A 21,256-nucleotide genomic window follows, 5' to 3' on the forward strand; every position below is an offset into this window, starting at 1 on the left:
TGAAACTGTTTATTTTAAAAATCGGATGAAAGCTCATTTAAAGGGACGTAAAAATATTAAGCAAGTAAATTTAAGTAGGCAAGCTGCATGTAATTGAAAACAAAGATATTTTTAATCTATCTCCATTCAAAGAATTATCTTTAGAACAACTTGATTTAAAAGAAAAAGTACTAGTTTTTTGTGAGAAACGAGTTACTCGTAACTGGCGGCAATTCCATAATCTTAAGGATTTAGCTCTCTCTTTGTCACTTGAAGCGAGTGAATTATTAGAGCTATTTCAATGGAAAACGAGTGAAGAAGCAGTTGAAAAAAATTAGAAAAAATGAAAGATGAGCTAGCGGATGTTTTAATTTATGCTATTTTATTTGCCAATGAAATGGACATGGACATAATACATATAATAAATAATAAACTTCAAAAAAATAATGAAAAATATCCTATTGAAAAGTTTGCTGGAAAAAATACTAAATACAATGAGATATAAATATTAGAACAAACACTAATAAATTGCTATAAAAATTTGATCTCCAACGTACAAGGGAGATTTTTTGTCACGTGTTTTTTTAGTGGGTAAATAAAAAATTTTATTAGTGATAAGTAATCATCGGAAGACATTACAACTGGAAATTGGAAGTGGACGGTATATGGAATTTGAACCAGTATTAAGAATTGGACAAGTAGTTACTAATGATGAAATAAAAGATATATTTAAATGTGGAAATATGGGAGGAATGAGAAAGTCAAATAAAACAAACACGCTCGTAGTAGTGACTGATCATACAAAAGGGTTATATGATGATCGCTGGGAGGGAGATGTTCTTCATTATACAGGAATGGGCAAAAATGGAGATCAGAGTATTAATTTTGCACAAAATCGTACATTAAATGAATCAAGTACAAATGGAGTAGATGTTTTCCTTTTTGAAGTTATTAAGAAAAGTGAATATACATATCTTGGCCCTATTGTTCTTTGTGATGTGCCTTATCAAGAAGAACAGCTAGGTGAGGATGGATGTCAAAGAAAAGTTTGGGTTTTCCCTGTTAAATTGAAATATAGTGAAGAGGCTTCATTAATATCAAAAGATTTAATGGAACAGAATTTATTTGAAAAACAGAAGAAAATGAAACGATTATCAACTACTGAAGTAAAGGCGAGAGCAAAACAATTTGGTGCAAAAAATGTGGGATCTAGAAATACGGTTGTTAAAATTTATGAAAGGAATCCATATGTAGCGGAATATGCGAAAAGAAGAGCTAAAGGAATATGTGAACTATGTGAACAGGAAGTTCCTTTTTTGAATAAAAAGGGCGAACCTTATTTAGAAACACATCATATAGAATGGCTTTCAAATGGTGGTGAGGACACAGTTGAAAATACTGTGGCTTTATGTCCGAATTGTCATCGAAAGATGCATGTTGTTGAATCGGCAGAAGATATTAAAAGGCTTAAACAAATAGTAAAGGATTGAGGTCATGGAAAATTCAATCCTATAACTGGAGTAAAATTTTTTGTGATCATTATAAAGGGGTTCCTTATGAACTGAAATTCTATATGTATTTTTTGAGATTGAAACATATATAAATTATAAGTAGTAAAACAGGTTGATAGCAAAATTCCATAATGAGGGGCTTAAAGGAGCTCTATTCTCTATGCTGGGGCGTTCACGGACAAAAACTTTATCACATCTGTCGCTCCAGCATTTTTAATTTGTTCATACTCCGTTCATATGGTTGTCATAGAGAGGACATCTTCATTGTGTAAGCTTTCCTAAACGGTTCGCGGAAGTGGCCGGATAAGAAGTTAATGATGAAATGGAGGAGTGGCACGAGCTATTAAAGCGGTCTGCACTGGCAGTTTTATAATCTCGTGCAAATAGAATGAAAAAAACGATAACTATTATAGGTAAAATCATAGCGGGTTTAGTGATAGCGCTAGTACTCTTTTTATTGATTGTGTTTGTAGTTAATATTGTCTGCAACAAAATGGAGCAAGGAAAAATAGAATCATATGGTCAGTCTGTAACAGTAGATGGGAAAAATATGAATGTTTTCATTCAGGGCGAGGGCGAGGAAACGGTCGTGCTTTTACCTGGTTATGGAACGGCGGCGCCAGGACTTGATTTTCAACCTTTAGTAGATGAACTATCTCCATTTTACAAAGTTGTTGTTGTGGAACCCTTTGGTTATGGATTAAGTGATTCAACTGAGAAGGAACGGAGTACCGAAAATATAGTTAGTGAAGTGCATGAAGCATTACAGCAGCTTCAAATTGAGCGGTATATTTTAATGGGCCACTCTATTTCGGGTCTATATGGACTGGATTATGTGAATACATATCCAAATGAAGTGAGTGCATTTGTTGGGCTCGATAGCAGTGTTCCGTCAATCAGTGAGAAAAAGATTGGTTCCTCCATCATTAGAACTATAAAATTTCTTAAACAATCGGGTTTAGCTCGATTGCAGGTGAAGCTAGGTGATGACCCGTACGCCGAACTATCGTATGATGAAAAAACAAAGGAACAATTGAGAATGCTTAAGCATAAGAACATGTATAATTCCACTCAGTTAAATGAGGCTGAAATGATGTATGAAAATTTTAAAGCAGCTGAAAGTTTGTCATTCCCCAAAAATCTACCTGTTATTTTCTTTATCCAAGCGGAGCATCCAGTCACTGACAGGTGGGTACCCGAGCATCATAAGCAAATAAAAGATTCTGTCTATGGGCAAGTGGTGACATTTGACGGGGATCATTATTTATATCGTACTAAAGCAAAAGAAATCGTTGAAGGCTTAAGAGAATTTATGAAAGAGGTCAGATAAATTTCGAGCTCATCTGAAAATGAGACGAGTCAGCTAAGTGATGAAAAACCGCCCATTTGGACGGTTTTTTCACATTTTAACTAAAAATTTTTACAGCCGAGCTTGTGCCTATTCTTGAGGCACCTGCATCTATCATTAATTGAATATCTTCCACGTTACTTACACCGCCTGATGCTTTTACGCCAACATTTGGTCCGACTGCTTGTCTCATGATCGCAACGTCTTTAGCAGTTGCGCCGTGCAGTGAAAAGCCTGTGGAGGTTTTAAGGTAGTCGGCGCCAGCTTTTACGGATAATTCGCATGCACGAATTTTTTCTTCATCCGTTAATAGACAGGCTTCTATAATCACTTTGACTAGCGCTTTTCCTTTTGCAGCGTTTACCACCATTGCAATCTCTTTTTCCACAAGCATATTGTTTTTGTTATTTTTCAATTCTGCAATATTTAATACTACATCGATTTCTGTAGCCCCGTTACCAATGGCATTTAAAGTCTCAAAAACCTTTGCTTCCGTCGTGTTTGCACCTAATGGAAATCCTATTACTGTGCATATATTCACATCCGAATCACGTAATAGTTCCGCAGATAAGCTTACCCATGTAGGATTCACGCATACAGATGCGAAGCCATATTGTCTTGCTTCTTGGCATAATTGAATGATTTCTTTTTCTGTCGTATTAGGTGAAAGTAAGGTGTGGTCTATTAATTTTGCATAGTCCATAAATATATCATCTCCGGCATCAAAATATGTTTCCCTACTAAAAAGCTCTGTGGGGATGTTCAGCTACCCACATGACTTATATTAAAGGGTTTCATATTTTTTAGACCATCCAGTTTAGTAGATTTTTCGCCATCCATTATAATTCAACATATGGTTTAGGTCTTTTGGTGTTTTCGAGTTCAAATTCTCGACATTAAACATGGTCCATATAGTTCAAACATTTAGCTAGTAGCTGGGTGCGATTCGTTACTTGAAATTTTCGATAGAGGTCCATTTCAGCAGTTGAATGGACGGAGCAAATTTTTACCTATGCGCCATTTACCAATTTATTTAATGCTACTGGGCAGCCTTCAGTATCATTGCCTTTGGCAGAAAGTCAATCAGGTTTACCAATTGGTCTACAAATGACAGGTAAATTTGCAGATGAATTAACATTATTACAGCTCGGTAGACAATTAGAAGAAGCCATGCCTTGGAAAGATCGTAAACCTGCTGTACATGTAAGTACAACACAGCCTCAGCCAGCAGTATAGATGAGCATGAACGCACCCAGTCATGACAAAGTGTAGACGGGTGCGTTTTCTGTATTCTTTAAATCATACGTATACACTACGACAAGAAACAGGTCTTTCCCTCATCGACCAATTCATATACATAAAGTAAAAACTAATAGGAGTAGTGATTATTGGACATACAACATCACAGGTATAGATGGGTTGTGTTTGTTGCTGTATTGTTTACGTATTTGTTAATGGCCAGTCAACGAACTGCTCCGGGGTTAATTACTGACCAATTGATGAGGGATTTTGGGGTGACGGCATCGACGATTGGGCTATTGACGAGTATCCAGTTTTTTGTGTATACGAGTTTGCAAATTCCGATGGGGGTTTTAGCTGATCGATTTGGGCCAAACTTTTTTCTTATTATGGGTGCTACCCTAACAGGACTAGGTACGATTCTTTATAGTTTAGGGACACATGAATTCGTCCTATTTTTTTCTAGAATACTTACTGGTGTAGGGGATGCAACCATTTGGGTGAATATGGTGCTTATTTTGGCACAATGGTTTCAGAAGAAGGAATTTGTGCGTTTAATTGGCTTTGCAGGGATGACTGGGAGTCTAGGTTTCTTATTGGCGACGGTTCCCTTTGCTACTTTGATTTTTTTATTTGGTTGGAGAATTTCATTTTTTTCAACGGGACTCTTATTATGTGTATGTGGTGTTCTTCTTTATTTTGTACTTGTTAAAAATACGAAACGTATCTTTTCGGCAAATGCGATAGTTGAGGCTGAGGTAGTGCAACGCGAAAAAACATCTGTTTTATTACGGAGAATATTTTCAAATCGACAAGCTTGGGCTTTATTTTTTTGCCATTTCGGGGTTGTTGGAGGGTATGTTGGTTTTATCAGTTCGTGGGCTGTCCCCTATGGAATCAATATGTATGAGATGACCCGTTCAGAGGCGAGTCAGCTAATTATGATTGGTCTCATTGGAGCACTTATCGGGGCTCCCTTAACGAGTTGGCTAGCTGGCCGGTTAGAAACGATTAAGAAGCCTTATATTGGTGTTCAAATGGCTGTTTTATTGAGCTGGCTATCCTTTCTCTTATGCAAGGGGCATCCGTCCCTAATTCTTCTTATTATACTATTCTTCATTATCGGCTTTGGATATGGAGCAAGTGCCTTAACGTTCGCGGCTGTTCGTCAAACTTTTCCTATCACTGAATCTGGTATCGTTTCTGGTTTTGCGAATACAGGAGGCTTTTTAAGCGCTGCATTACTACCGATTATTTTTGGCTATGTGTTGGATTATTTTCAATCGACTTCAGGTTATTTAGGAGATGGGTACTATTATGGATTTATCACCCCAGTTGTATTTTCCTCCATTGGCTTGATGGGAGTACTGTTATTGAAAGAAAAGTTTGTGAGAACAGGTAATTAAAACAATATGATTACTGAACTAGGGCATACGAATTTGAGGGAAGACCTGTAATCTAGGTCATTCCCTTTTTTTTATACTTTGTAAATCGTGCTTGGGCTATTTTAATAGTACTGGTATAATTTAACTAAATTATTGATTCGACATATATGGGGATTTGTAACGTATTTAAAATTTAGGATTTTGAAATAATTAGACATTGTACTTACTTAGTAGTAGGGATATTTTTTATTCATTTTATACAAATGAGTTTTAAGTAAATGAATTATACATATTGAGTACAGCGAAAAGGAGTTATTAACAGTGATAAAAGTTAAACATTTTACTATCGGAATTGGATTGCTATTAATTTTATCAGCATGTAGTGGTGAAAAAACTGTAAAAGAAGATAATGAAAGCAAAATGGAGGCAGAAATTTTAACATTAGAAACACTTCTGAAAGAAAAAAAGTATGAGGACCTTTTAATTAAAATGGAAACAATCGATTTATCAGAATCAGAAACTGATAAGGTAAGAGCAGTGGGCACTAAATTTGTAGACCAATTAATCCAAGAAAAAAATTTCGAATTCTTGGATTCGAAATATAACAGAATGAGAATCAACTTAAATCGTGATGATTGGACTAAAGTTGTAAAGTTTGTAGAACAAGAAAAAGAGATACGAATAGATGAAATGGAACAAGCAGTTAGAAATAATGACTTTCAAAAAGTACAAGAATTATATGATCGTACAAAAGGGCTAGAAGATAATGCCGATTTTTCAGCGATGTATAATTATGCCCAATATTTACAAACTGATCAGAATTCCTATGAGGCATCGGGGGCTTTAGCACTAGCTGTTGACCCTGAATATCATGGGAGAATGAGAGAGGAAATAGTAGCAGGAATTACAAATACCTCATATGCCAGCCCATTAACCTTTGGACCAATATCTCTAGATGATTGGAATTGGATAGAAAGAGAATACCGAAATAATTTATTTAATATGGAAAGAATATCTAATGCAGAAAAAGAAAGAAAAGAAAAGATTGAAAGCGCTAGAGGGAGTAATCCTTCGCTTGGAATGACCTACGAGGAAGTATTAGCATCACTTTGGGGCGAGCCCTATGATGTGAATAGAACTGTAACAGAATATGGAACTTATGAACAATGGGTGTATGGAAATGGACAATACCTTTATTTTGAAGATGGAATATTAACAAGCTTCCAAGATTAACTAATTTTTTTTTTAGTGTCACTACTCTATATTATCTGTAAATGTATGAGGGAACATCTGGACCTTAGATGTTCCCTTTTATTTCTTTTCCTGCAGTATCATGCAGTGACATAATCTTGCTAGTAGTTAGTCGAGTGGTTATTAAATTAAAAAACGCTATGCCAACTAATTGAATTTACAAGCTACCCCATATAAACACTTTCACAAGTATCTGGTGCAGGTTCATAGAAGCAATGGTTTTTAAATTGACCTGTGAATGGTTGACCGTACCATGTTGGGGGACATGGGGCATATGGGTTGAAGTACCAAAGGGCGTATTTGGCTGGGTGCTGACGCCAGAAGTCTAAGTTCTGTTTGGCTAATCTTTTTTCTGTTTCTCTTGCACGTTGGTAAAACATATTGCCCTTTTGGACGGCTTCGAACGAATAGTTTCCTCCTTGTACTTGATAAATGACTTGCTCGATAGTTCTCACGTCGTTGAAGTCCAAGCAAGATGCGACAGCTCGATTGACAATCACATTGCCCACGTATAACATCCCTTGCTGTCCTTCACCTTCAGCCTCAGCTCGCATCATCCTTGCCATTAAAGCAACGTCTGCATCGCGGTATTTTACTCTTGGCATTTTACCACCTCCACCATATAGTATGAAAATGATCGAGGCGAATGTCACTTTATCCTGAAAATCACCTGTTTTTTCTATGTAGAAGCAAAGAAAACACGCCATTCGTGCTGCAAAATGAAGGAGCAGGATGGCGTGTTTTTATTAAAAATTCCTTTTGAAATAGGGTGTTTTTTTCAGTACGACACATACGGGAATAGCGATAATTAGCCCAACTACGTTTTGAATAATATCACCAGGAATGGATGCTAATGGTGCAATCCAGCTATTGAACATAATTGCTTGCCCGATATAATAAACGGCAATCATTACGGGCATGGATACTACAGCCCCTAAAATGTTTAAACCAATATGGTCGCCTTTATATCCCTTTGACCAGGCAATTTTACCAACGATAAAGCCTTGTAGTGCGCGTGAAATAATAGTAGTGGGTGCCCAAATTAACCAGCCGCCTACGATATCGAATAAGCCCATTCCGATGGCTCCCGCAAGTGCTCCCTTTTTAGGTCCAAATAAAATGGCTGAGATGAATAGCATGGACGTCCCTAAGTGAATCAGTCCACCTTGACCAAATGGTAGTTTAAGATTAATAAACATGGTAGCAACGAAAACAAGTGCCGCTAAAATGGCTGTAATGACTAAATCAAATGTTTTCGTGCGTGGTCTTATATAGGATGATCTTTGTATATTTTGCATCTTTATCTTCCTCACTATGATGAATATTTTGATGATTTTTACTTTAGCAAAGGACTGACTATTATGAAAGTGTCAATTTTATAAAATAGTTAGAGGTCAGTTGGAGGATATTTTCGCATCTTTCTAATTGTGATACGATGAGGTGAGTATAAACAGGATGAGTTAGGTGGAATGTATGATGAAAAAAGTGGCTGTAATTCAGGATATGTCATCCTTTGGGAAGTGCTCGCTAACGGCTGCCATCCCTGTATTATCTGTGATGGGCGTGCAGGCTGTGCCATTGCCAACTGCCATTTTAACGGCACAAACAGGGTATTCGAGCTTTTATTGTGAGGATTTAACCTCAAAAATGGACTACTTTGTGGATGAATGGAGCAAACTTGGGGCTAGCTTTGACGGTATTCACACGGGCTTTGTCACAGGTAAAGAGCAAATCGATAATATTTTCCGATTTTTAGGCGTGTTTCACTCAACGGATACGACCTTGCTAGTTGATCCTGTCATGGGTGATCATGGTGAGGTATATAAAATGTTTACAGGTGACTTACTGGAACGGATGAAGGAGCTAGTAAAGTGTGCAGATATTATTACGCCTAATGTGACGGAATGTTGTTTGCTCACTGGCATGTCGTTTGAGAGGTTGCAAAGCTATCAGCATGAAAGGGATTATATTCAGACACTAGAGGAGGCGGGGCAGCAGCTCCAGCAGGCCACGGGGGCACATGTCATTATTACTGGCTTAAATCCACCTGTAGTGGAGAGCAAGCGTTATGTCGGGAATATGTTTATCGATGCGAACCGTTCTTTCCATAGCATTCGTGACTATAATGGTGAAAGCTACTCGGGCACGGGTGATTTATTTGCATCTGTTATTATGGGCGGTATGATGCGTGGGCAGGATTTAGTGGAGTCCATGAAGCTAGCAGAGTCGTTTTTAGCGGCTGCTATTGAGGCGACATCCAAGGAGCAAGTGCCTCGTGAGGCAGGCGTTCATTTTGAACAGTTTTTACGGCTGTTAGTTTAGAAAGTTTTTACCGTTTTCAAACATTGTTCGTTAATTAGTAAAAAGGGGAGGAGAAGATATATGGAAATTAGGTTAGTAACAGCACAAGATGCTGAGGCATATCGTCAGTTAAGATTAGAGGGATTACAAACAAATCCTGAGGCATTTGGTTCAAGTTTTGAAGAGGAAAGAGATATGGCGCTTGAGTTGTTTGCAAGTAGACTGGAAGCACAAGGTTCTTTTACTTTCGGAGCATTTGATCAGGATGAATTGTTTGGGGTTGCTACATTGGTGCAGGAAAGCAAAATGAAGCTAAAGCATAAGGCGAGTATTTTTGCCGTGTATGTGTCTCCAAAAAAGCGAGGGCTTAGCTTAGGTAAACGTTTAATGCAAGCAATAATCCAGCAAGGGAAACAATTAGCAGATGTAGAGCAAATTAATTTAACCGTAGTATCTTCTAATGAATCGGCAAAAGGACTGTACACATCATTAGGTTTTCAAATATTTGGGACAGAGAAAAGAGCTTTAAAAATAGACCAGCAATGCTTTGATGAAGATTATATGGTTCTATATGTAAAGCCTTTGAAGTAATCAAACTTCAAAGGCTTTTAAGCGAATTTCAATATAACAATAAAATAAATATAGTAATGACCGCTAAAGAAAATGCCAATAAAGAGCTAACCATGGTTACTTTCTTTGTCAGTAACCAAATGCTTAGCGCAACAATAATAATTGATAATGGGAGTATCAGCCAAAATACAAGATTGCCCAAGTATTCAATTTGAATGGGGAATGAATCATAAAAGTAATTATAAGTAATGCCTAGCATGAAAAAAATGGTCATGGCTATATCGGCTGATACCATTGTATTGTGAGTAATCATAATCCCCTCCCATCTCAGAAATATTTACTTTTACATATATTGTATGCACGAGCAGTGCGAAATCACACGGCAGCATTCATTAAAAGAATGCTGCCGTGTTTTTTTTACTATTCCTCGTTTTTATTTAACCTTCTTATGATGACAGCTTCTAAATTTTCCATTTTCTTTTCAAATCGCACAAAGAGATAGATGGTGATGGCAATTGGGAATCCTGAATTACCAATTAGGTTTATCCACATTTGAATATTTTCGGGTGTTAGCATGACATCTTCCTCCTTCACCAATATTGTGTCTTACGTATGTAAAAGTGATTGTAAGTGACATAAAATCAATATGATTTTGATTTTTAGGAACATTTGTTCTTATTTTGGTTTATAATAGATAGATGATAGTCACTTTATTTAGCAAGAAGGCGGATAGATAGGAGTGATGATAATGAAAAACGATAACTACAAGGTCGAAGATTTTTTTTGCAGAAATATGGAACAGATAAAAAATCCGATTATCAAAAGTTTTTTGGCTAATGCTACAAATCTTTATTTAGTTGAAAAAGCGATTTTATATCCAACCGATTGTAATATGAAAAGAGTTGATGAGACGTTTCAATTACATTATATAAATGTTCAAAAAATAAAATATGTCAGTAATTTAATTTATTTCTATAGCTTGGATTTTGATAAAAAAAGGAGAAGATTGCACGACCGTTTTTTATTAATTGTAGACGATGGACTATTTGAGACTGGGATGATGAGAAAGGATGAAATCATTCAAGAAGGGTTACTGGACGCTGTTGAAAATGAAGAGCTTTTTCAATCCTTGAAAGGCTTAACGGATAAACAGCTTCAAATTTTAGAAATGATTTATGTGAAAGATTATTCGGTAAAGGCGATAGCTGAAACATTGCAAACAACACCCCAAAATATATCAAATCTTCATCGTAAGGCATTACAAAAACTACAACAAAAGCTTCGTAAAGAGGAGGGATAACGGATGGACAGGGAAAATAACTATAATGAGGAGTCACTTCTATTCATCGAGAATTTTTCACCTAAAATTAAACAATGTCTCCATCAGACAAGCTATCAGGAAAGAGAAGACTTGGAACAGGAGATTAAATTAAAGATTATTGAAAAAATTGCGACAAAGGAATTTATCAATACTCCTAGCTTTTGGGATTTCTTCACATAAGCCAAAAAAGAGCAATTATCCTTGTTCTCGGACAATTGCTCTTTCTTCATTAACCTTTTAAGAAATCCGGTTTAGCAAAGCTTGGGTTTGGATATGTGTAGAAGCCTTCACCCGTTGCACGACCGAGCTTACCTTTTTCGATATACTCTGTTTTCAGTAGGTTGGCTAGCTTTTTCATGTTTTCATCACCCGTAGCCGTTGCTTTTGCTTCAACAATATTATAAGCAGTGTTGATACCTACAATGTCTAAGATGGCAAATGGACCAAGAGGTGCGCCTGTGCCAATCATCCATGTTTTATCGATTGTTTCTGGATCTGCCACTTCTTTTACTAATAATGATTCAGCGGCATCTAAAAATGGTACGAGCAATGAGTTTAAAATATAGCCAGGCTGCTCTTTATATAATGGTAGTGGAACCATGCCGATTGCACGTGCAAATGCAACAACCTCATCGAATACTTGCATATCTGTGCCTGGGTGTTTCATAATTTCAGCTGTGTTGTTTTTCCAAATAGTATTGGCAAAATGTAGCGCTAAAAACTTCTCAGGACGGCCCGTTGCTTCTGCAAATTGGCTAGGTAATAAAGTAGATGAGTTCGTAGCAAAAATTGTTTTTGCAGGTGCTACTTTGCCAAGGTTCGTATAAAATTCTGTTTTAATTTGGACAACTTCAGGGATTGCTTCAATTACAAGATCAGCATTGGCAACAGCTTGTGCTAAGTCGCTTTTAAATGTTAGTCGAGCATAGGCAGCATCTACTTCTTCTTGTGTAGCTCCTAAGTCTTGTTGATAAAGTGGTTTCAATTTTGTAATACGATCCTGTGCATTTTTCAGCGCCTCGTCGTTAATATCGTAAATGGTTACTTGAAAACCTTTAAAAGCAGATTGATAAGCAATTTGACTTCCTAACACACCGCTACCTGCGACCGTAATGTTTTGATAATTCATCGAAATTCCTCCTTTGAAATTGTTACATTAATATAATAGTGTAGATATGTAAAAAATCCTTCGTTACAACTACATACTACTTCTTTAGACAATGAAAAATCAAATGATAGCCTCTATTATTATAATGATATAAAGTTTGTGGGATAGCTCCTTTTCAAGTATGTACCCAAAATCGACTAAACATAACTGTAGAAATAAAAAAGAACAGCAACTAAGCTGTCCATGTCTTAACCATAATTCACTGTTGTAAACATCCCCCCAACACCAGGAGCTCCATTATTGGTAACGTGATGGGGCATATGACAATGGAGAGGCCAAATACCAGGATTATTGGCGAGAAATTCTATATCCCACGTTTCGCCAGATGCCACAAGTATAGTGTTTTTGGCAATTTGTGTATGACGAGCAATCGGAAAGCCATCTGCGCCAACAACATGAAATTGATGACCGTGTAAATGGATGGGATGGTGATGCATTTGAATATTGCCAAAACGAATTTTAACGGTATCACCGAAATTTACGGGGAAGGATTTGGTGGATGGATAGCATTTCCCATTCATTGTAAAAAAATTAAATTCTGGTTTCTTAAAATTTAAAGGATATGTGCCCTTTGTAAGAGTTCCCCAAGGCAATTGATCAACTGCCCATTCCTGTAATAAACATAAATAATCTTTTTGCTGTGAGAGGTTCTGTTTGCTCGTATCTTCAACAATAAATCCTCCCAATAGCCCAGCATTATCTTGCACAGCTACATTGACATGAGAATGATACATATACGTCCCAGGTGGATTTTTTATCGTAAAGTGATAATCAAAATAATGCCCTGGTTCAATAAAAGGTGATGGTTCAATAGGTGGTACACCATCCATAGCATTCGGCACGATTAAGCCATGCCAATGTACACTTGTTTTTTCAGGTAACCGATTTATAACCCGAATACAAATACGATCCCCAGGAAAAACGCGAATGGTCGGACCAGGCGTAGAACCATTGTAGCCCCATGCCTGAATAAGTATCCCATCTACGAGCTCCCACGTAATTTCCTCAGCAATCAAGGTGAAAAACTTTGTTCCATCCACTTGAACCCTATAAGGCAAATCTGAAATACCAGGGGTAATAACCATTTAGCAACCTCCTGAAAGCTTGATTGCTACTATTGTATGTGGATGGTGATGACTTCTAGGACCAGTTACTTTATACCCAATTATTCATATTTATTACATTAGTAGCATATATAGGGGAGTCATGTTTTGTATATGACCCATCATATACTTAAATTCATAAAAATTTATCTTGATTTCTCTTTGCTCCTTGCTGTAAGTGAAAAAAAGAGTAGTTCTAATATAATAGGACAAAAATAGGTCTTTTATATAATTATTGTAGAATTTACATTTTTTTATAGAAATGCTAACTATTGATTTAGTACACTGAACTTATACATTGAAGGAGGAAATAGTAATGAAAAAAATTATGTTAGCGGGAGCACTAAGTATTGTATGTTTTACAGGAGGACTAGGCGGACAGGCATATGCACAGGAAGCAGTAGGTGTTGCAAATAGTATTCAACAAAAGCAAACTGTTGCAGCTACTGATCAATTACAGGCGATGTCCTATCAGGATATCTATAAAATATTATTGCTATCTAAAGTAGGCTTCGAAAATAATGAGGTCACAATCGTTACAACGAAAACAAATATAACCGTGAAAATTTCACTAGATGCGATTCTTCAATCTTATAAAGATGGTACAAACCTTTATCCAGAAGGAGAAAAAGAGTTTAAGGAAAACTTTGAAGAAATTAAGAAGGCATTCGGTAATGCAATTCAAATTAAAATTACGCAAACTGGAAATGGCTTTAAGAGTGAAATCTATACAGCAAATAAATGGGAAGTAATTAGTGCGGCAGATTTAAATGAAATGTTGCTAGTATTTGCTCGTGCAGATGTGGAGTTAAAACCAGGTGGGTACTTCAAGGATGCAATTGGACATTGGGCGGAGAGTTATATTCAATTACTCTATCAAGCAGATATTATTAATGGCTCATCTGCCACAACATTTAATCCAAATGGGCAAGTGACTCGTGGAGAATTGGCAGCAATTATTTTCAGAGCATCAGGCTTAAATGTAAATGAAGATTATGAAGGACCAGCTACATATACGGACCTTAATGGTTTTTGGGGTGCGAAGGAAGTAGCCATTTTAGAAGAATATGGCTTAATTGATATTTACGATGGTAGTCAATTCGAGCCAAAAAAACCTGTTACACGTGAGGAAATGGCATATGTGACAGCAAGATATTTACAAGCGATGGAAGTGGATCTTTCTCAAGTGAGCAGCAACAATACATTTACAGATAAAAATCAAATGCGCAAGGAAACAGTAGAGGCTATTGGCTTATTGCAGCAATTGGGCATTTTAAATGGTACGAATGGTAAGTTTAATCCGAAAGGAAATCTTACTCGTGCAGAGGTTTCAAAAATTCTTACACTTACTTTAATGAAATTAAGTGACGAGGAATAAAAAGAACAAGCAATCCACTTTATGCTGGTGGATTGCTTGTTCTTTGTCTTTTTTCTTACAACTTGTAGCCTATTCAACCAGTGTATGGAAAATATAGCTTAGCATATAGCCTAAAATGAGATACATAAAAAAAGCTTTGAACGAGACATACTTAAGTTGATGTAAAATGAATTCAGAAATGCTGGCTGTGGCAATCAAACCTATAGAAATGCCCATTAAGACACCCTGTGCCTTTTCGGGTAAGGCCCAATATTGCCCAAACCAAATAAAAATACTGAAGAAAATAGAAAAGATAAAGAAATAAATAAAAAGTCTCCATAGTCTTTCACCTTGAGCAATGAGTGCGGTTGATAGTGCAAAACCTTCAGGAACATGGTGAAGAATAATGGAGGCTGTGAGAGAAATACTTAGTGCTGCATTGCCAAGTAAATTGCCGACAGTAAGACTAATCGGTATGGTATGAATAATCATGGCAAGGGTTAGTAGAGAGACAGAGGGATTTTGCGCATGAGAAGCATGAAATAAAGTATCTAATAGTTGGAAAATGAAATAGCCAATAAAAATCCCAAGTATAATTCCGAATGATTGATAGATTTGAAATGAAGAAGGAATAATATCTAGAACGAGTAAGCCTACTAGAAAACCTCCGCATAATAATGACAGCCCTTGTGTTGTATGTTGAAATAGCTTAGAGAAAATCCAGGCAATTGCGCCACCTATGCTCACACTGAAAAATAGAAATCCACCAAGTATCATTGCACTCACCTGTAAAATCCCCCGCCTCATCATAAACTTAAAGTCGTTTTTCCAAATATATGCTATGTAAAGTTGAATATGCTTGTAGCAAACTTTCTTGACATGGAATGCCAGCTTTATGTAGGAAAATGGCGAACATATTCAATTGACTGAAAATTAGTTTAATTCTATACTTTTTAATAGGAAGATTATATTCATCGATTTAGCTCATAGGGGAGGAATGGTTGAATGAAGTGGGATGCAAGTTTTGATGTAGTTGTAGTAGGCTCTGGAGCAGCGGGATTGACAGCAGGTTTAACAGCAAAATTACAAGGATTGAAATCAGTAGTGATTGAAAAAACAGATCGTTACGGTGGTGCTTCTGCAATTTCTGGTGGCGCCTTATGGATTCCCAATAATCATGTTATTAAAGGTGAAGGTGTCCCAGATTCACATGAACTTGCACGCCAATATTTAGATTCCACAATAGGTGATCGTGTGCCTGAAGCATTAAAGGAAGCTTATATTACACGAGGGCCAGAGATGCTGCGATTTTTATACAATAAAACGAATCATATGCGCTTTCGATATGCCAAAGGCTATTCCGATTATTATCCTGAAAAATTGGGCGGTTTGTCGCAGGGACGCTCCATTGAACCTCTTATTTTCGATTTAACAAAAATGGGCTCACTGGCCGATCAAATGCGTCGAGCAACTTTATCCACTAAAGGCTTTACGATGAATAGTTACGAGTTTCATAAGGTCAATATGATGACGCGAACATTCAAAGGGAAAACGACTGCGTTGAAATTAGGAGTGCGTTTAGTGAAATCCAAGGTGACAAAGAGCGAGCCTGTAGCGCTAGGTGAAGCATTAGTAGCACGTCTTCGATTATCACTTGCTGAAGCAAATGGAGAGCTTTGGTTATCAACGGCCTTTAAAGATTTCATCATGACTAATGGAAGAGTTGTTGGGGTGATAGTTGAACGAAATGGACAAGAGCAGCGGATAGAGGCAAAGCGAGGCGTTGTCTTGTCATCAGGTGGCTTTTCACATAATCAGGCACTGCGTGAAAAATATTTGCCTGCTCCTACTAATGCTGCGTGGACTTCTTCGCCTATGGGGCAAACAGGGGATATCATTGAGCCTAGTGTGAACATTGGAGCTACTCTCGATTTAATGGATAAGGTATGGGGAGCACCTTCTGTTATTGATCCACAAGGACAACCATTCTTCCTTGTGGCTGATCGGGGCGTTCCAAATATGATGGTTGTAGATAGTGCAGGGCAACGTTTTGTCAATGAAGCAGCACCCTATCATGAGTTTGTAGATACAATGTACAAGCATCAGGAGCAGACGAAACAGGCTGTACCTTCCTGGATTCTTATTGATGCTGCTGCTAAAAGTCGTTATATTTTTACGGGACTGTTTCCAGGTCAAGCATTCCCAAAAAGCTGGTATGACCATGGGATCGTGAAAAGTGCCGAAACGATTGACGATCTTGCGAGGCAAATGGATGTGCCAGTAGAAAGCTTAGTAAAAACGGTAGATCGTTTTAACACCTTTGCACAGAATGGTCATGATGATGACTTTTATCGGGGCGATAGTGCTTACGATAATTACTACGGAGACCCGACATTACCGAACCCTAATTTAGCAGAGTTCAAGAAAGCTCCATTTTATGCCTTGCGTCTGTATCCGGGAGATATTGGTACAAAGGGTGGATTAGTAGTGGATGAATTTGCTCGTGTTGTGAAAAAGGATGGCCAACCAATAGAAGGTTTGTATGCCTCAGGTAATTGCTCGGCGTCTATTATGGGAGAAACCTATCCCGGACCAGGCGCAACGATTGGACCTGGCATGACACTTAGCTATATAGCGACGACACATATGGCCCATGCCGTAAACAAAATAGAGGAACCACTTTTAAAGGTTTAGTGTGGACGAAACCAAAACCCTTCCTGTTCAATTGAATGGGGAGGGTTTCATGTTGATGGACTGTTCTAATACTTTCTTGCTAGGAATATAGTGGCTACTAAATAAGGGATGATGATAACGGAAAAGGGAGCGATTCAGTGCGTTGCTAGATTATAAAATAATCACTTCAATGGAAACGTTAGAGCCCTATCGAAGGACTTGGTCAGGTATACTGGAACGAGAAAAAAATAATAATCCTTTTATTGAATACGAATGGGTAACAACATGGTGGGCAACGCTTGGTATACATGACCATGTAGAAATAGTTATAGTCGAACATCAAGGTGTGGCCGTGGCATTTTTTCCGTTAGTTCATTCTGTGGGATTTGGTAAAATTCATCACTTTGGTTTTTTAGGACAAGGGTATGCGACTTATATGGAAGTGATAGCAGAGAAGCAATGGCTGGAGCGGGCTATTCATTATATATTAAAGGTGTTTACGCAAAAATATAAGCGTTATTTGCTCGTGTTGCATGGTCTACTTGAAAGTAAAGATACTTCCCAAGAGCTTGAGAAATACGCGATAGAATACCAGATGCCTTATTCTATATTTCGAACCGTCACGTCATTTATAGATTTTCAATCGATGACACTGGATGATTTTTTGAAAAAGCATCGAAAGACGTTTAAAAGTATTAAGCGTTATGAAAAGAAATTAAAACTACTTGGGCACGTGGACTTTCAGGATGTTGGCGTCAGCCATTTTCATGAAATGTTTACGCTATTTACGCGAAGATGGCGTAAGAAATTGGACAAAAGCAGATTTACCGAAGCACAGACTCGATTGTTTTATGAACGTTTGGCCGATGTCTCTAATGAAGCATTTAGAGTCGAGGTTGATAGCTTGCAATTTGAAGGGCATTGGATTGGCTTTACAATTGATTTATGCTGTAGAGATCGTAATTTTTGTCAGGCGATGGGCCATGAGCCAGATTTCAATAGATTTGGCCCTGGCAGTTTAATAGAAAAGGAAAATATGCTTAAGGCACGAGATTTAGGCTTCCGTTACTATGATTTTGGTAGTGGCTATGAGCCCTACAAGTTTCAATGGTATACTGATATTGATTTTACACGAAAATTTATTATGAGTACGAAAGGCAAAACGGAGCGCTTTATTCGGTCATCGATAGTATTACGAGATCGGGTGAAAGGGAAGTTAACAGGCAATCACCAGCTTGTGAAATGGAAGAGGGACAGGTTAGGGGAATTATTGTATTTTCTAAAGCATGCTCGAATAAGACAATGGTTCCGAGTGATAAAAGGAGCCTTTCAGCGATTCGTTGCTATTCATCTAGTAGACATCTATATCGCGGAGCAAAAACACGATCAAGGATATAGGCCCTTTCAAGAGCTACAAATGAAGGATATTATGATGATAAATGAGCGGTCAGCTTATATAGCGCATTTTTATAAGGGAAATCAATTTTTTGGTGATGGAGATCAAATCGTCTATAGAAGGCACGATCAAATAGCACGTGAAGAAGAGAGTGGCTATACGTATGAGCTATCTGCCAATATGTCTTTCATTCGAGAATATGACAACGAGCTATTAGAGGCAATAGTTGTGGAAGTGCAGCGTGAAGGGCGATCCGTCTGTACGTTAGTTCCATGGTATGAGCGGCGCAGACGACGACAGTTAAAGCATGCAGGATTTCATAAAGTGGCTCAAATTAACATCGTGAAGTTGTTCAATTGGCGAAAAGAATTTCATTTATAAATAGTAAACCCTCAGTGTTTTCAACTGAGGGTTGTTGTTTAGACATTTTAGTGAATGGGATTAAAAATGGATACCAGGTTTATCGATTAGCTTACAACCTGTCCCGTATTTTGCTTTTAAGGCACCTTTGAATTGAGTTTGCTCTAACTCAGGGAATGTTTCTTTCCACAGCTCAAAGACATTATGACTGGAAGCTTTTCCGTTCTTTGTAAGTCGTGCAATATGGAAGCCGTATTCATCATTACAACGAGCTAAAGGACGATTTTCACGTACCGTAATAATGCGACCACTTACGGTCATTTTATATAGATCTTCATAGCCTGCAATTGCACGGCTCTCTTCTGTTTCATCAACGGCCACGACTACTTCTTCTGTTTCATCAATGACTACTGCTGTTTTTTCTGTCTCGTCAACGACTACTTCTTTTACCTCTGATGCTACAGCTTTCTCTTCGACTGACACTTCGTTTTCAGATGCTTGCGTTTCGGTAACATTGTTTTGAGTTGGAAGCTGTTCTACAATGACAAAATCCTTATTCGAAGCTTTATCACTCATAGTTGCCATAACGTTCATAATAGAACCAACATAACGTAATGGTTTCTCTTTTCCTTCTTCAAAAACAAAAATATTATAATCGGTTTTATTCATCTTTTTCATAATAATATTACCTGTTGTAATAGTAAAACCGATAAACTTGTTCTTTTTAAGTGCCTGTATTGCTTCTTGCTTTGTTAAAATCATTTTAAAATCTCCTAAAGAATTATTTATTCTATTCTACCATAAAATTTGTCACATTGTTTTTTGTGAAATAATAGTTAGTTTTTATTTGATCAAGTAAAATATTCCTATTTTAAAACGATACGCTTATTTCGAGCATAGCGTTTAGAATGTGGTAGAGTTAGAGACAGTCATATCGAAAGTGGATACGCTATTAACGTTTAAGCAACTTGCTTATTTTTATTGACGGATAACGGCTCGTCTTCTTTGAAGAATGGGCATTTTTCTTCATGGTCATATGTACGTAAAGGAGGATATAAAATGGTTCAGCATAAATTTACAATGGACTTAACTTGGTCGGATGGAAGAAATGGTACGGGAACGATCAATGCTAGCAATCTGAAAACGCAAATTTCTATTCCTCAGGAGATGGATGGACCAGGCATTGGTACCAATCCAGATGAAATGCTATTAGGGGCTTCAGCGACTTGTTATTTAATTACATTAGCTGCTCTTCTCGAAAGATCAGAAGTGGCCGTACACGATTTATCCCTACAGTCTGAAGGATATGTCAGTGTAGTAAATGGTGTGTTCACGTATGAAAAAATTGTTCATAAGCCTACAATAGTAACGGCCAATTTAACAGAACAACTTGAAACCAAAATTGCTCGCTTTGCACAAAAAGCGGAACAAACATGTATGATTAGCAAGGCATTAAAAGGCAATGTAATAATCGAATGTGATGCCCAAATTTTAGGAGCATGCATATAATAAGAAAAAAGGAGTTATTCAGCAAGTGCCGCTGTTATAACTCCTTTTTTTCATCTAGAAGCACTTTTCTTAAAATAGTTCTAGAAATGTTCAAAATGAATATATAGTGTTAAGTAGTAAAAAAATGCAAAGGATGGTGAAGTGCACGTTCCGACAACTAAGAATCTCACATTCTATGGTCAGTATGGCAAAAGAATATTTGATATTATCGGGGCATTATTATTACTTTTTATGACAATTCCTCTAATGCTAGCTGTATTCCTCATTTTACTCATCTCAACGGGTCGCCCCATTTTTTTTAAACAAATACGAACTGGCCTCGATCATCACCGCTTTGTTATTTGGAAGCTACGCACAATGTGTATACAGGCAGTTCCAGTCAATATGCCAGCTATATGTACCAATGGTATTCCAGACGACTATTTTTTTAAAGTAGAACAGGATATACGGATTACCAAAGTAGGTGCTGTCCTTCGAAAGCTAAGTATTGATGAAATTCCTCAGTTGTTAAATGTATTAAAAGGAGAAATGAGCATTGTGGGGCCTCGTCCGGAGGTTCCAATCATAACAAATGCCTATAACAATTTACAGGCCAGGAGACTAGAGGTAAAACCAGGTTTAACAGGTCTTGCCCAGATTAACGGCCGTTCTAATATTTCCCATGGACAAAAAATTTCATATGACATTGAATATGTGGATCATTACTCCTTTTGGATGGATGTCCAAATTGTTTTGAAAACTCTTTATGTAGTAGTAGCAAGAACGGGTGCCTATTAAATGATGGG

23 protein-coding genes and 1 pseudogene are annotated in these 21,256 nt (G+C 37.3%); 15 read left to right on the forward strand and 9 right to left on the reverse strand.

Going from position 1 to position 21,256, the window contains the following annotated elements:
* Window positions 1-107 precede the first annotated feature (107 nt).
* The 3 genes and pseudogenes from AC07YC_RS14835 to AC07YC_RS14845 all read left to right on the forward strand — a co-directional run bounded on the left by AC07YC_RS14835 (window position 108) and on the right by AC07YC_RS14845 (window position 2,820).
* Window positions 108-484, forward strand: a pseudogene (locus AC07YC_RS14835) (nucleotide pyrophosphohydrolase).
* Between the two features lie 160 nt (window positions 485-644).
* Window positions 645-1,469, forward strand: coding sequence for an HNH endonuclease (locus AC07YC_RS14840; RefSeq protein ID WP_208705302.1), 825 nt, complete (start codon window positions 645-647; stop codon window positions 1,467-1,469).
* A gap of 409 nt (window positions 1,470-1,878) precedes the next feature.
* Complete coding sequence (locus AC07YC_RS14845; protein WP_494919775.1) at window positions 1,879-2,820, forward strand: alpha/beta fold hydrolase; 942 nt, start codon at window positions 1,879-1,881, stop codon at window positions 2,818-2,820.
* A 76-nt stretch (window positions 2,821-2,896) separates the two neighbouring features.
* Here AC07YC_RS14845 and deoC read toward each other — a convergent pair whose 3' ends face one another.
* Entirely contained in the window at window positions 2,897-3,541 is a 645-nt protein-coding gene (deoC, locus tag AC07YC_RS14850; protein ID WP_494919776.1) for a deoxyribose-phosphate aldolase, read from the reverse strand.
* Between the two features lie 299 nt (window positions 3,542-3,840).
* Here deoC and AC07YC_RS14855 point away from each other — a divergent pair, with 299 nt between their 5' ends.
* The 3 genes from AC07YC_RS14855 (at window position 3,841) to AC07YC_RS14865 (ending at window position 6,695) form a co-directional block, all read left to right on the forward strand.
* Entirely contained in the window at window positions 3,841-4,074 is a 234-nt protein-coding gene (locus AC07YC_RS14855) for an amidase family protein (RefSeq protein ID WP_261613532.1), read from the forward strand.
* A gap of 152 nt (window positions 4,075-4,226) precedes the next feature.
* Complete coding sequence (locus AC07YC_RS14860; RefSeq protein WP_494919777.1) at window positions 4,227-5,483, forward strand: MFS transporter; 1,257 nt, start codon at window positions 4,227-4,229, stop codon at window positions 5,481-5,483.
* A 300-nt stretch (window positions 5,484-5,783) separates the two neighbouring features.
* Complete coding sequence (locus AC07YC_RS14865) at window positions 5,784-6,695, forward strand: hypothetical protein (protein ID WP_494919778.1); 912 nt, start codon at window positions 5,784-5,786, stop codon at window positions 6,693-6,695.
* A 182-nt stretch (window positions 6,696-6,877) separates the two neighbouring features.
* On the opposite strand, the gene AC07YC_RS14870 is transcribed toward AC07YC_RS14865, so the two are convergent.
* Window positions 6,878-7,318: a cell wall hydrolase gene (locus AC07YC_RS14870; RefSeq protein ID WP_025116607.1), complete on the reverse strand. Its 441-nt coding sequence runs from the start codon at window positions 7,316-7,318 to the stop codon at window positions 6,878-6,880.
* A 141-nt stretch (window positions 7,319-7,459) separates the two neighbouring features.
* Window positions 7,460-8,011 (reverse strand): ECF transporter S component, encoded by a 552-nt coding sequence (locus tag AC07YC_RS14875; protein WP_036120073.1) that lies wholly within the window; start codon window positions 8,009-8,011, stop codon window positions 7,460-7,462.
* Between the two features lie 175 nt (window positions 8,012-8,186).
* Between AC07YC_RS14875 and AC07YC_RS14880 the strand changes: the two genes are divergently transcribed.
* Both AC07YC_RS14880 and AC07YC_RS14885 read left to right on the forward strand, forming a co-directional pair.
* Window positions 8,187-9,035 (forward strand): pyridoxamine kinase, encoded by an 849-nt coding sequence (locus AC07YC_RS14880; RefSeq protein ID WP_494919779.1) that lies wholly within the window; start codon window positions 8,187-8,189, stop codon window positions 9,033-9,035.
* 60 nt (window positions 9,036-9,095) lie between these two features.
* Entirely contained in the window at window positions 9,096-9,605 is a 510-nt protein-coding gene (locus tag AC07YC_RS14885; protein ID WP_324729045.1) for a GNAT family N-acetyltransferase, read from the forward strand.
* 28 nt (window positions 9,606-9,633) lie between these two features.
* Here the strand turns inward: AC07YC_RS14885 and AC07YC_RS14890 are convergent, their stop codons facing one another.
* Both AC07YC_RS14890 and AC07YC_RS14895 read right to left on the reverse strand, forming a co-directional pair.
* Complete coding sequence (locus AC07YC_RS14890; protein ID WP_235213695.1) at window positions 9,634-9,897, reverse strand: hypothetical protein; 264 nt, start codon at window positions 9,895-9,897, stop codon at window positions 9,634-9,636.
* Window positions 9,898-10,004: 107 nt separating this feature from the next.
* Window positions 10,005-10,160, reverse strand: coding sequence for a YvrJ family protein (locus tag AC07YC_RS14895; protein WP_081936992.1), 156 nt, complete (start codon window positions 10,158-10,160; stop codon window positions 10,005-10,007).
* 217 nt (window positions 10,161-10,377) lie between these two features.
* On the opposite strand from AC07YC_RS14895, the gene AC07YC_RS14900 reads away from it, so the two are divergent.
* Together AC07YC_RS14900 and AC07YC_RS14905 are read left to right on the forward strand one after the other, a co-directional pair.
* Window positions 10,378-10,884: a sigma-70 family RNA polymerase sigma factor gene (locus AC07YC_RS14900; protein ID WP_494919780.1), complete on the forward strand. Its 507-nt coding sequence runs from the start codon at window positions 10,378-10,380 to the stop codon at window positions 10,882-10,884.
* Window positions 10,885-10,887: 3 nt separating this feature from the next.
* Window positions 10,888-11,085, forward strand: coding sequence for a hypothetical protein (locus tag AC07YC_RS14905; RefSeq protein WP_494919781.1), 198 nt, complete (start codon window positions 10,888-10,890; stop codon window positions 11,083-11,085).
* 49 nt (window positions 11,086-11,134) lie between these two features.
* Here AC07YC_RS14905 and AC07YC_RS14910 read toward each other — a convergent pair whose 3' ends face one another.
* The gene (locus AC07YC_RS14910; protein WP_494919782.1) at window positions 11,135-12,034 is read right to left on the reverse strand and encodes a 3-hydroxyacyl-CoA dehydrogenase; all 900 of its coding nucleotides are present in this window, start codon (window positions 12,032-12,034) and stop codon (window positions 11,135-11,137) included.
* Window positions 12,035-12,261: 227 nt separating this feature from the next.
* Window positions 12,262-13,158, reverse strand: a complete 897-nt coding sequence (locus AC07YC_RS14915; protein WP_494919783.1) for a multicopper oxidase domain-containing protein — start codon at window positions 13,156-13,158, stop codon at window positions 12,262-12,264.
* 334 nt (window positions 13,159-13,492) lie between these two features.
* On the opposite strand from AC07YC_RS14915, the gene AC07YC_RS14920 reads away from it, so the two are divergent.
* Window positions 13,493-14,554, forward strand: coding sequence for an S-layer homology domain-containing protein (locus AC07YC_RS14920; RefSeq protein WP_494919784.1), 1,062 nt, complete (start codon window positions 13,493-13,495; stop codon window positions 14,552-14,554).
* 69 nt (window positions 14,555-14,623) lie between these two features.
* Here AC07YC_RS14920 and AC07YC_RS14925 read toward each other — a convergent pair whose 3' ends face one another.
* Window positions 14,624-15,310: a ZIP family metal transporter gene (locus tag AC07YC_RS14925; protein ID WP_249660962.1), complete on the reverse strand. Its 687-nt coding sequence runs from the start codon at window positions 15,308-15,310 to the stop codon at window positions 14,624-14,626.
* Between the two features lie 228 nt (window positions 15,311-15,538).
* Between AC07YC_RS14925 and AC07YC_RS14930 the strand changes: the two genes are divergently transcribed.
* Window positions 15,539-17,227, forward strand: a complete 1,689-nt coding sequence (locus AC07YC_RS14930; RefSeq protein WP_494919785.1) for an FAD-dependent oxidoreductase — start codon at window positions 15,539-15,541, stop codon at window positions 17,225-17,227.
* Between the two features lie 142 nt (window positions 17,228-17,369).
* Window positions 17,370-18,983 carry a GNAT family N-acetyltransferase gene (locus tag AC07YC_RS14935; RefSeq protein ID WP_494919786.1) on the forward strand — a complete coding sequence of 538 codons (1,614 nt, stop codon included), beginning with the start codon at window positions 17,370-17,372 and terminating at the stop codon, window positions 18,981-18,983.
* A gap of 60 nt (window positions 18,984-19,043) precedes the next feature.
* On the opposite strand, the gene AC07YC_RS14940 is transcribed toward AC07YC_RS14935, so the two are convergent.
* Window positions 19,044-19,724 carry a 3-ketosteroid-delta-1-dehydrogenase gene (locus tag AC07YC_RS14940; RefSeq protein ID WP_494919787.1) on the reverse strand — a complete coding sequence of 227 codons (681 nt, stop codon included), beginning with the start codon at window positions 19,722-19,724 and terminating at the stop codon, window positions 19,044-19,046.
* A gap of 297 nt (window positions 19,725-20,021) precedes the next feature.
* Between AC07YC_RS14940 and AC07YC_RS14945 the strand changes: the two genes are divergently transcribed.
* Both AC07YC_RS14945 and AC07YC_RS14950 read left to right on the forward strand, forming a co-directional pair.
* Window positions 20,022-20,471 carry an SACOL1771 family peroxiredoxin gene (locus AC07YC_RS14945; RefSeq protein WP_494919788.1) on the forward strand — a complete coding sequence of 150 codons (450 nt, stop codon included), beginning with the start codon at window positions 20,022-20,024 and terminating at the stop codon, window positions 20,469-20,471.
* A 141-nt stretch (window positions 20,472-20,612) separates the two neighbouring features.
* Window positions 20,613-21,248 (forward strand): sugar transferase, encoded by a 636-nt coding sequence (locus tag AC07YC_RS14950; RefSeq protein WP_494919789.1) that lies wholly within the window; start codon window positions 20,613-20,615, stop codon window positions 21,246-21,248.
* Window positions 21,249-21,256 lie beyond the last annotated feature (8 nt).

The sequence above is a fragment of the Lysinibacillus sp. GW247-5R2A genome (assembly GCF_059424475.1).

Bases quoted from the DNA above. Each gene is read 5' to 3' on its own strand.
- AC07YC_RS14905 (WP_494919781.1), top strand. From the start codon at position 10,888: ATGGACAGGGAAAATAACTATAATGAGGAGTCACTTCTATTCATCGAG.
- AC07YC_RS14930 (WP_494919785.1), top strand. From the start codon at position 15,539: ATGAAGTGGGATGCAAGTTTTGATGTAGTTGTAGTAGGCTCTGGAGCA.
- AC07YC_RS14920 (WP_494919784.1), top strand. From the start codon at position 13,493: ATGAAAAAAATTATGTTAGCGGGAGCACTAAGTATTGTATGTTTTACA.
- AC07YC_RS14900 (WP_494919780.1), top strand. From the start codon at position 10,378: ATGGAACAGATAAAAAATCCGATTATCAAAAGTTTTTTGGCTAATGCT.
- AC07YC_RS14845 (WP_494919775.1), top strand. From the start codon at position 1,879: ATGAAAAAAACGATAACTATTATAGGTAAAATCATAGCGGGTTTAGTG.
- deoC (WP_494919776.1), bottom strand. From the start codon at position 3,541: ATGGACTATGCAAAATTAATAGACCACACCTTACTTTCACCTAATACG.
- AC07YC_RS14910 (WP_494919782.1), bottom strand. From the start codon at position 12,034: ATGAATTATCAAAACATTACGGTCGCAGGTAGCGGTGTGTTAGGAAGT.
- AC07YC_RS14840 (WP_208705302.1), top strand. From the start codon at position 645: ATGGAATTTGAACCAGTATTAAGAATTGGACAAGTAGTTACTAATGAT.
- AC07YC_RS14945 (WP_494919788.1), top strand. From the start codon at position 20,022: ATGGTTCAGCATAAATTTACAATGGACTTAACTTGGTCGGATGGAAGA.
- AC07YC_RS14885 (WP_324729045.1), top strand. From the start codon at position 9,096: ATGGAAATTAGGTTAGTAACAGCACAAGATGCTGAGGCATATCGTCAG.
- AC07YC_RS14940 (WP_494919787.1), bottom strand. From the start codon at position 19,724: ATGATTTTAACAAAGCAAGAAGCAATACAGGCACTTAAAAAGAACAAG.
- AC07YC_RS14875 (WP_036120073.1), bottom strand. From the start codon at position 8,011: ATGCAAAATATACAAAGATCATCCTATATAAGACCACGCACGAAAACA.
- AC07YC_RS14890 (WP_235213695.1), bottom strand. From the start codon at position 9,897: ATGATTACTCACAATACAATGGTATCAGCCGATATAGCCATGACCATT.
- AC07YC_RS14915 (WP_494919783.1), bottom strand. From the start codon at position 13,158: ATGGTTATTACCCCTGGTATTTCAGATTTGCCTTATAGGGTTCAAGTG.
- AC07YC_RS14870 (WP_025116607.1), bottom strand. From the start codon at position 7,318: ATGCCAAGAGTAAAATACCGCGATGCAGACGTTGCTTTAATGGCAAGG.
- AC07YC_RS14895 (WP_081936992.1), bottom strand. From the start codon at position 10,160: ATGCTAACACCCGAAAATATTCAAATGTGGATAAACCTAATTGGTAAT.
- AC07YC_RS14880 (WP_494919779.1), top strand. From the start codon at position 8,187: ATGATGAAAAAAGTGGCTGTAATTCAGGATATGTCATCCTTTGGGAAG.
- AC07YC_RS14925 (WP_249660962.1), bottom strand. From the start codon at position 15,310: ATGATACTTGGTGGATTTCTATTTTTCAGTGTGAGCATAGGTGGCGCA.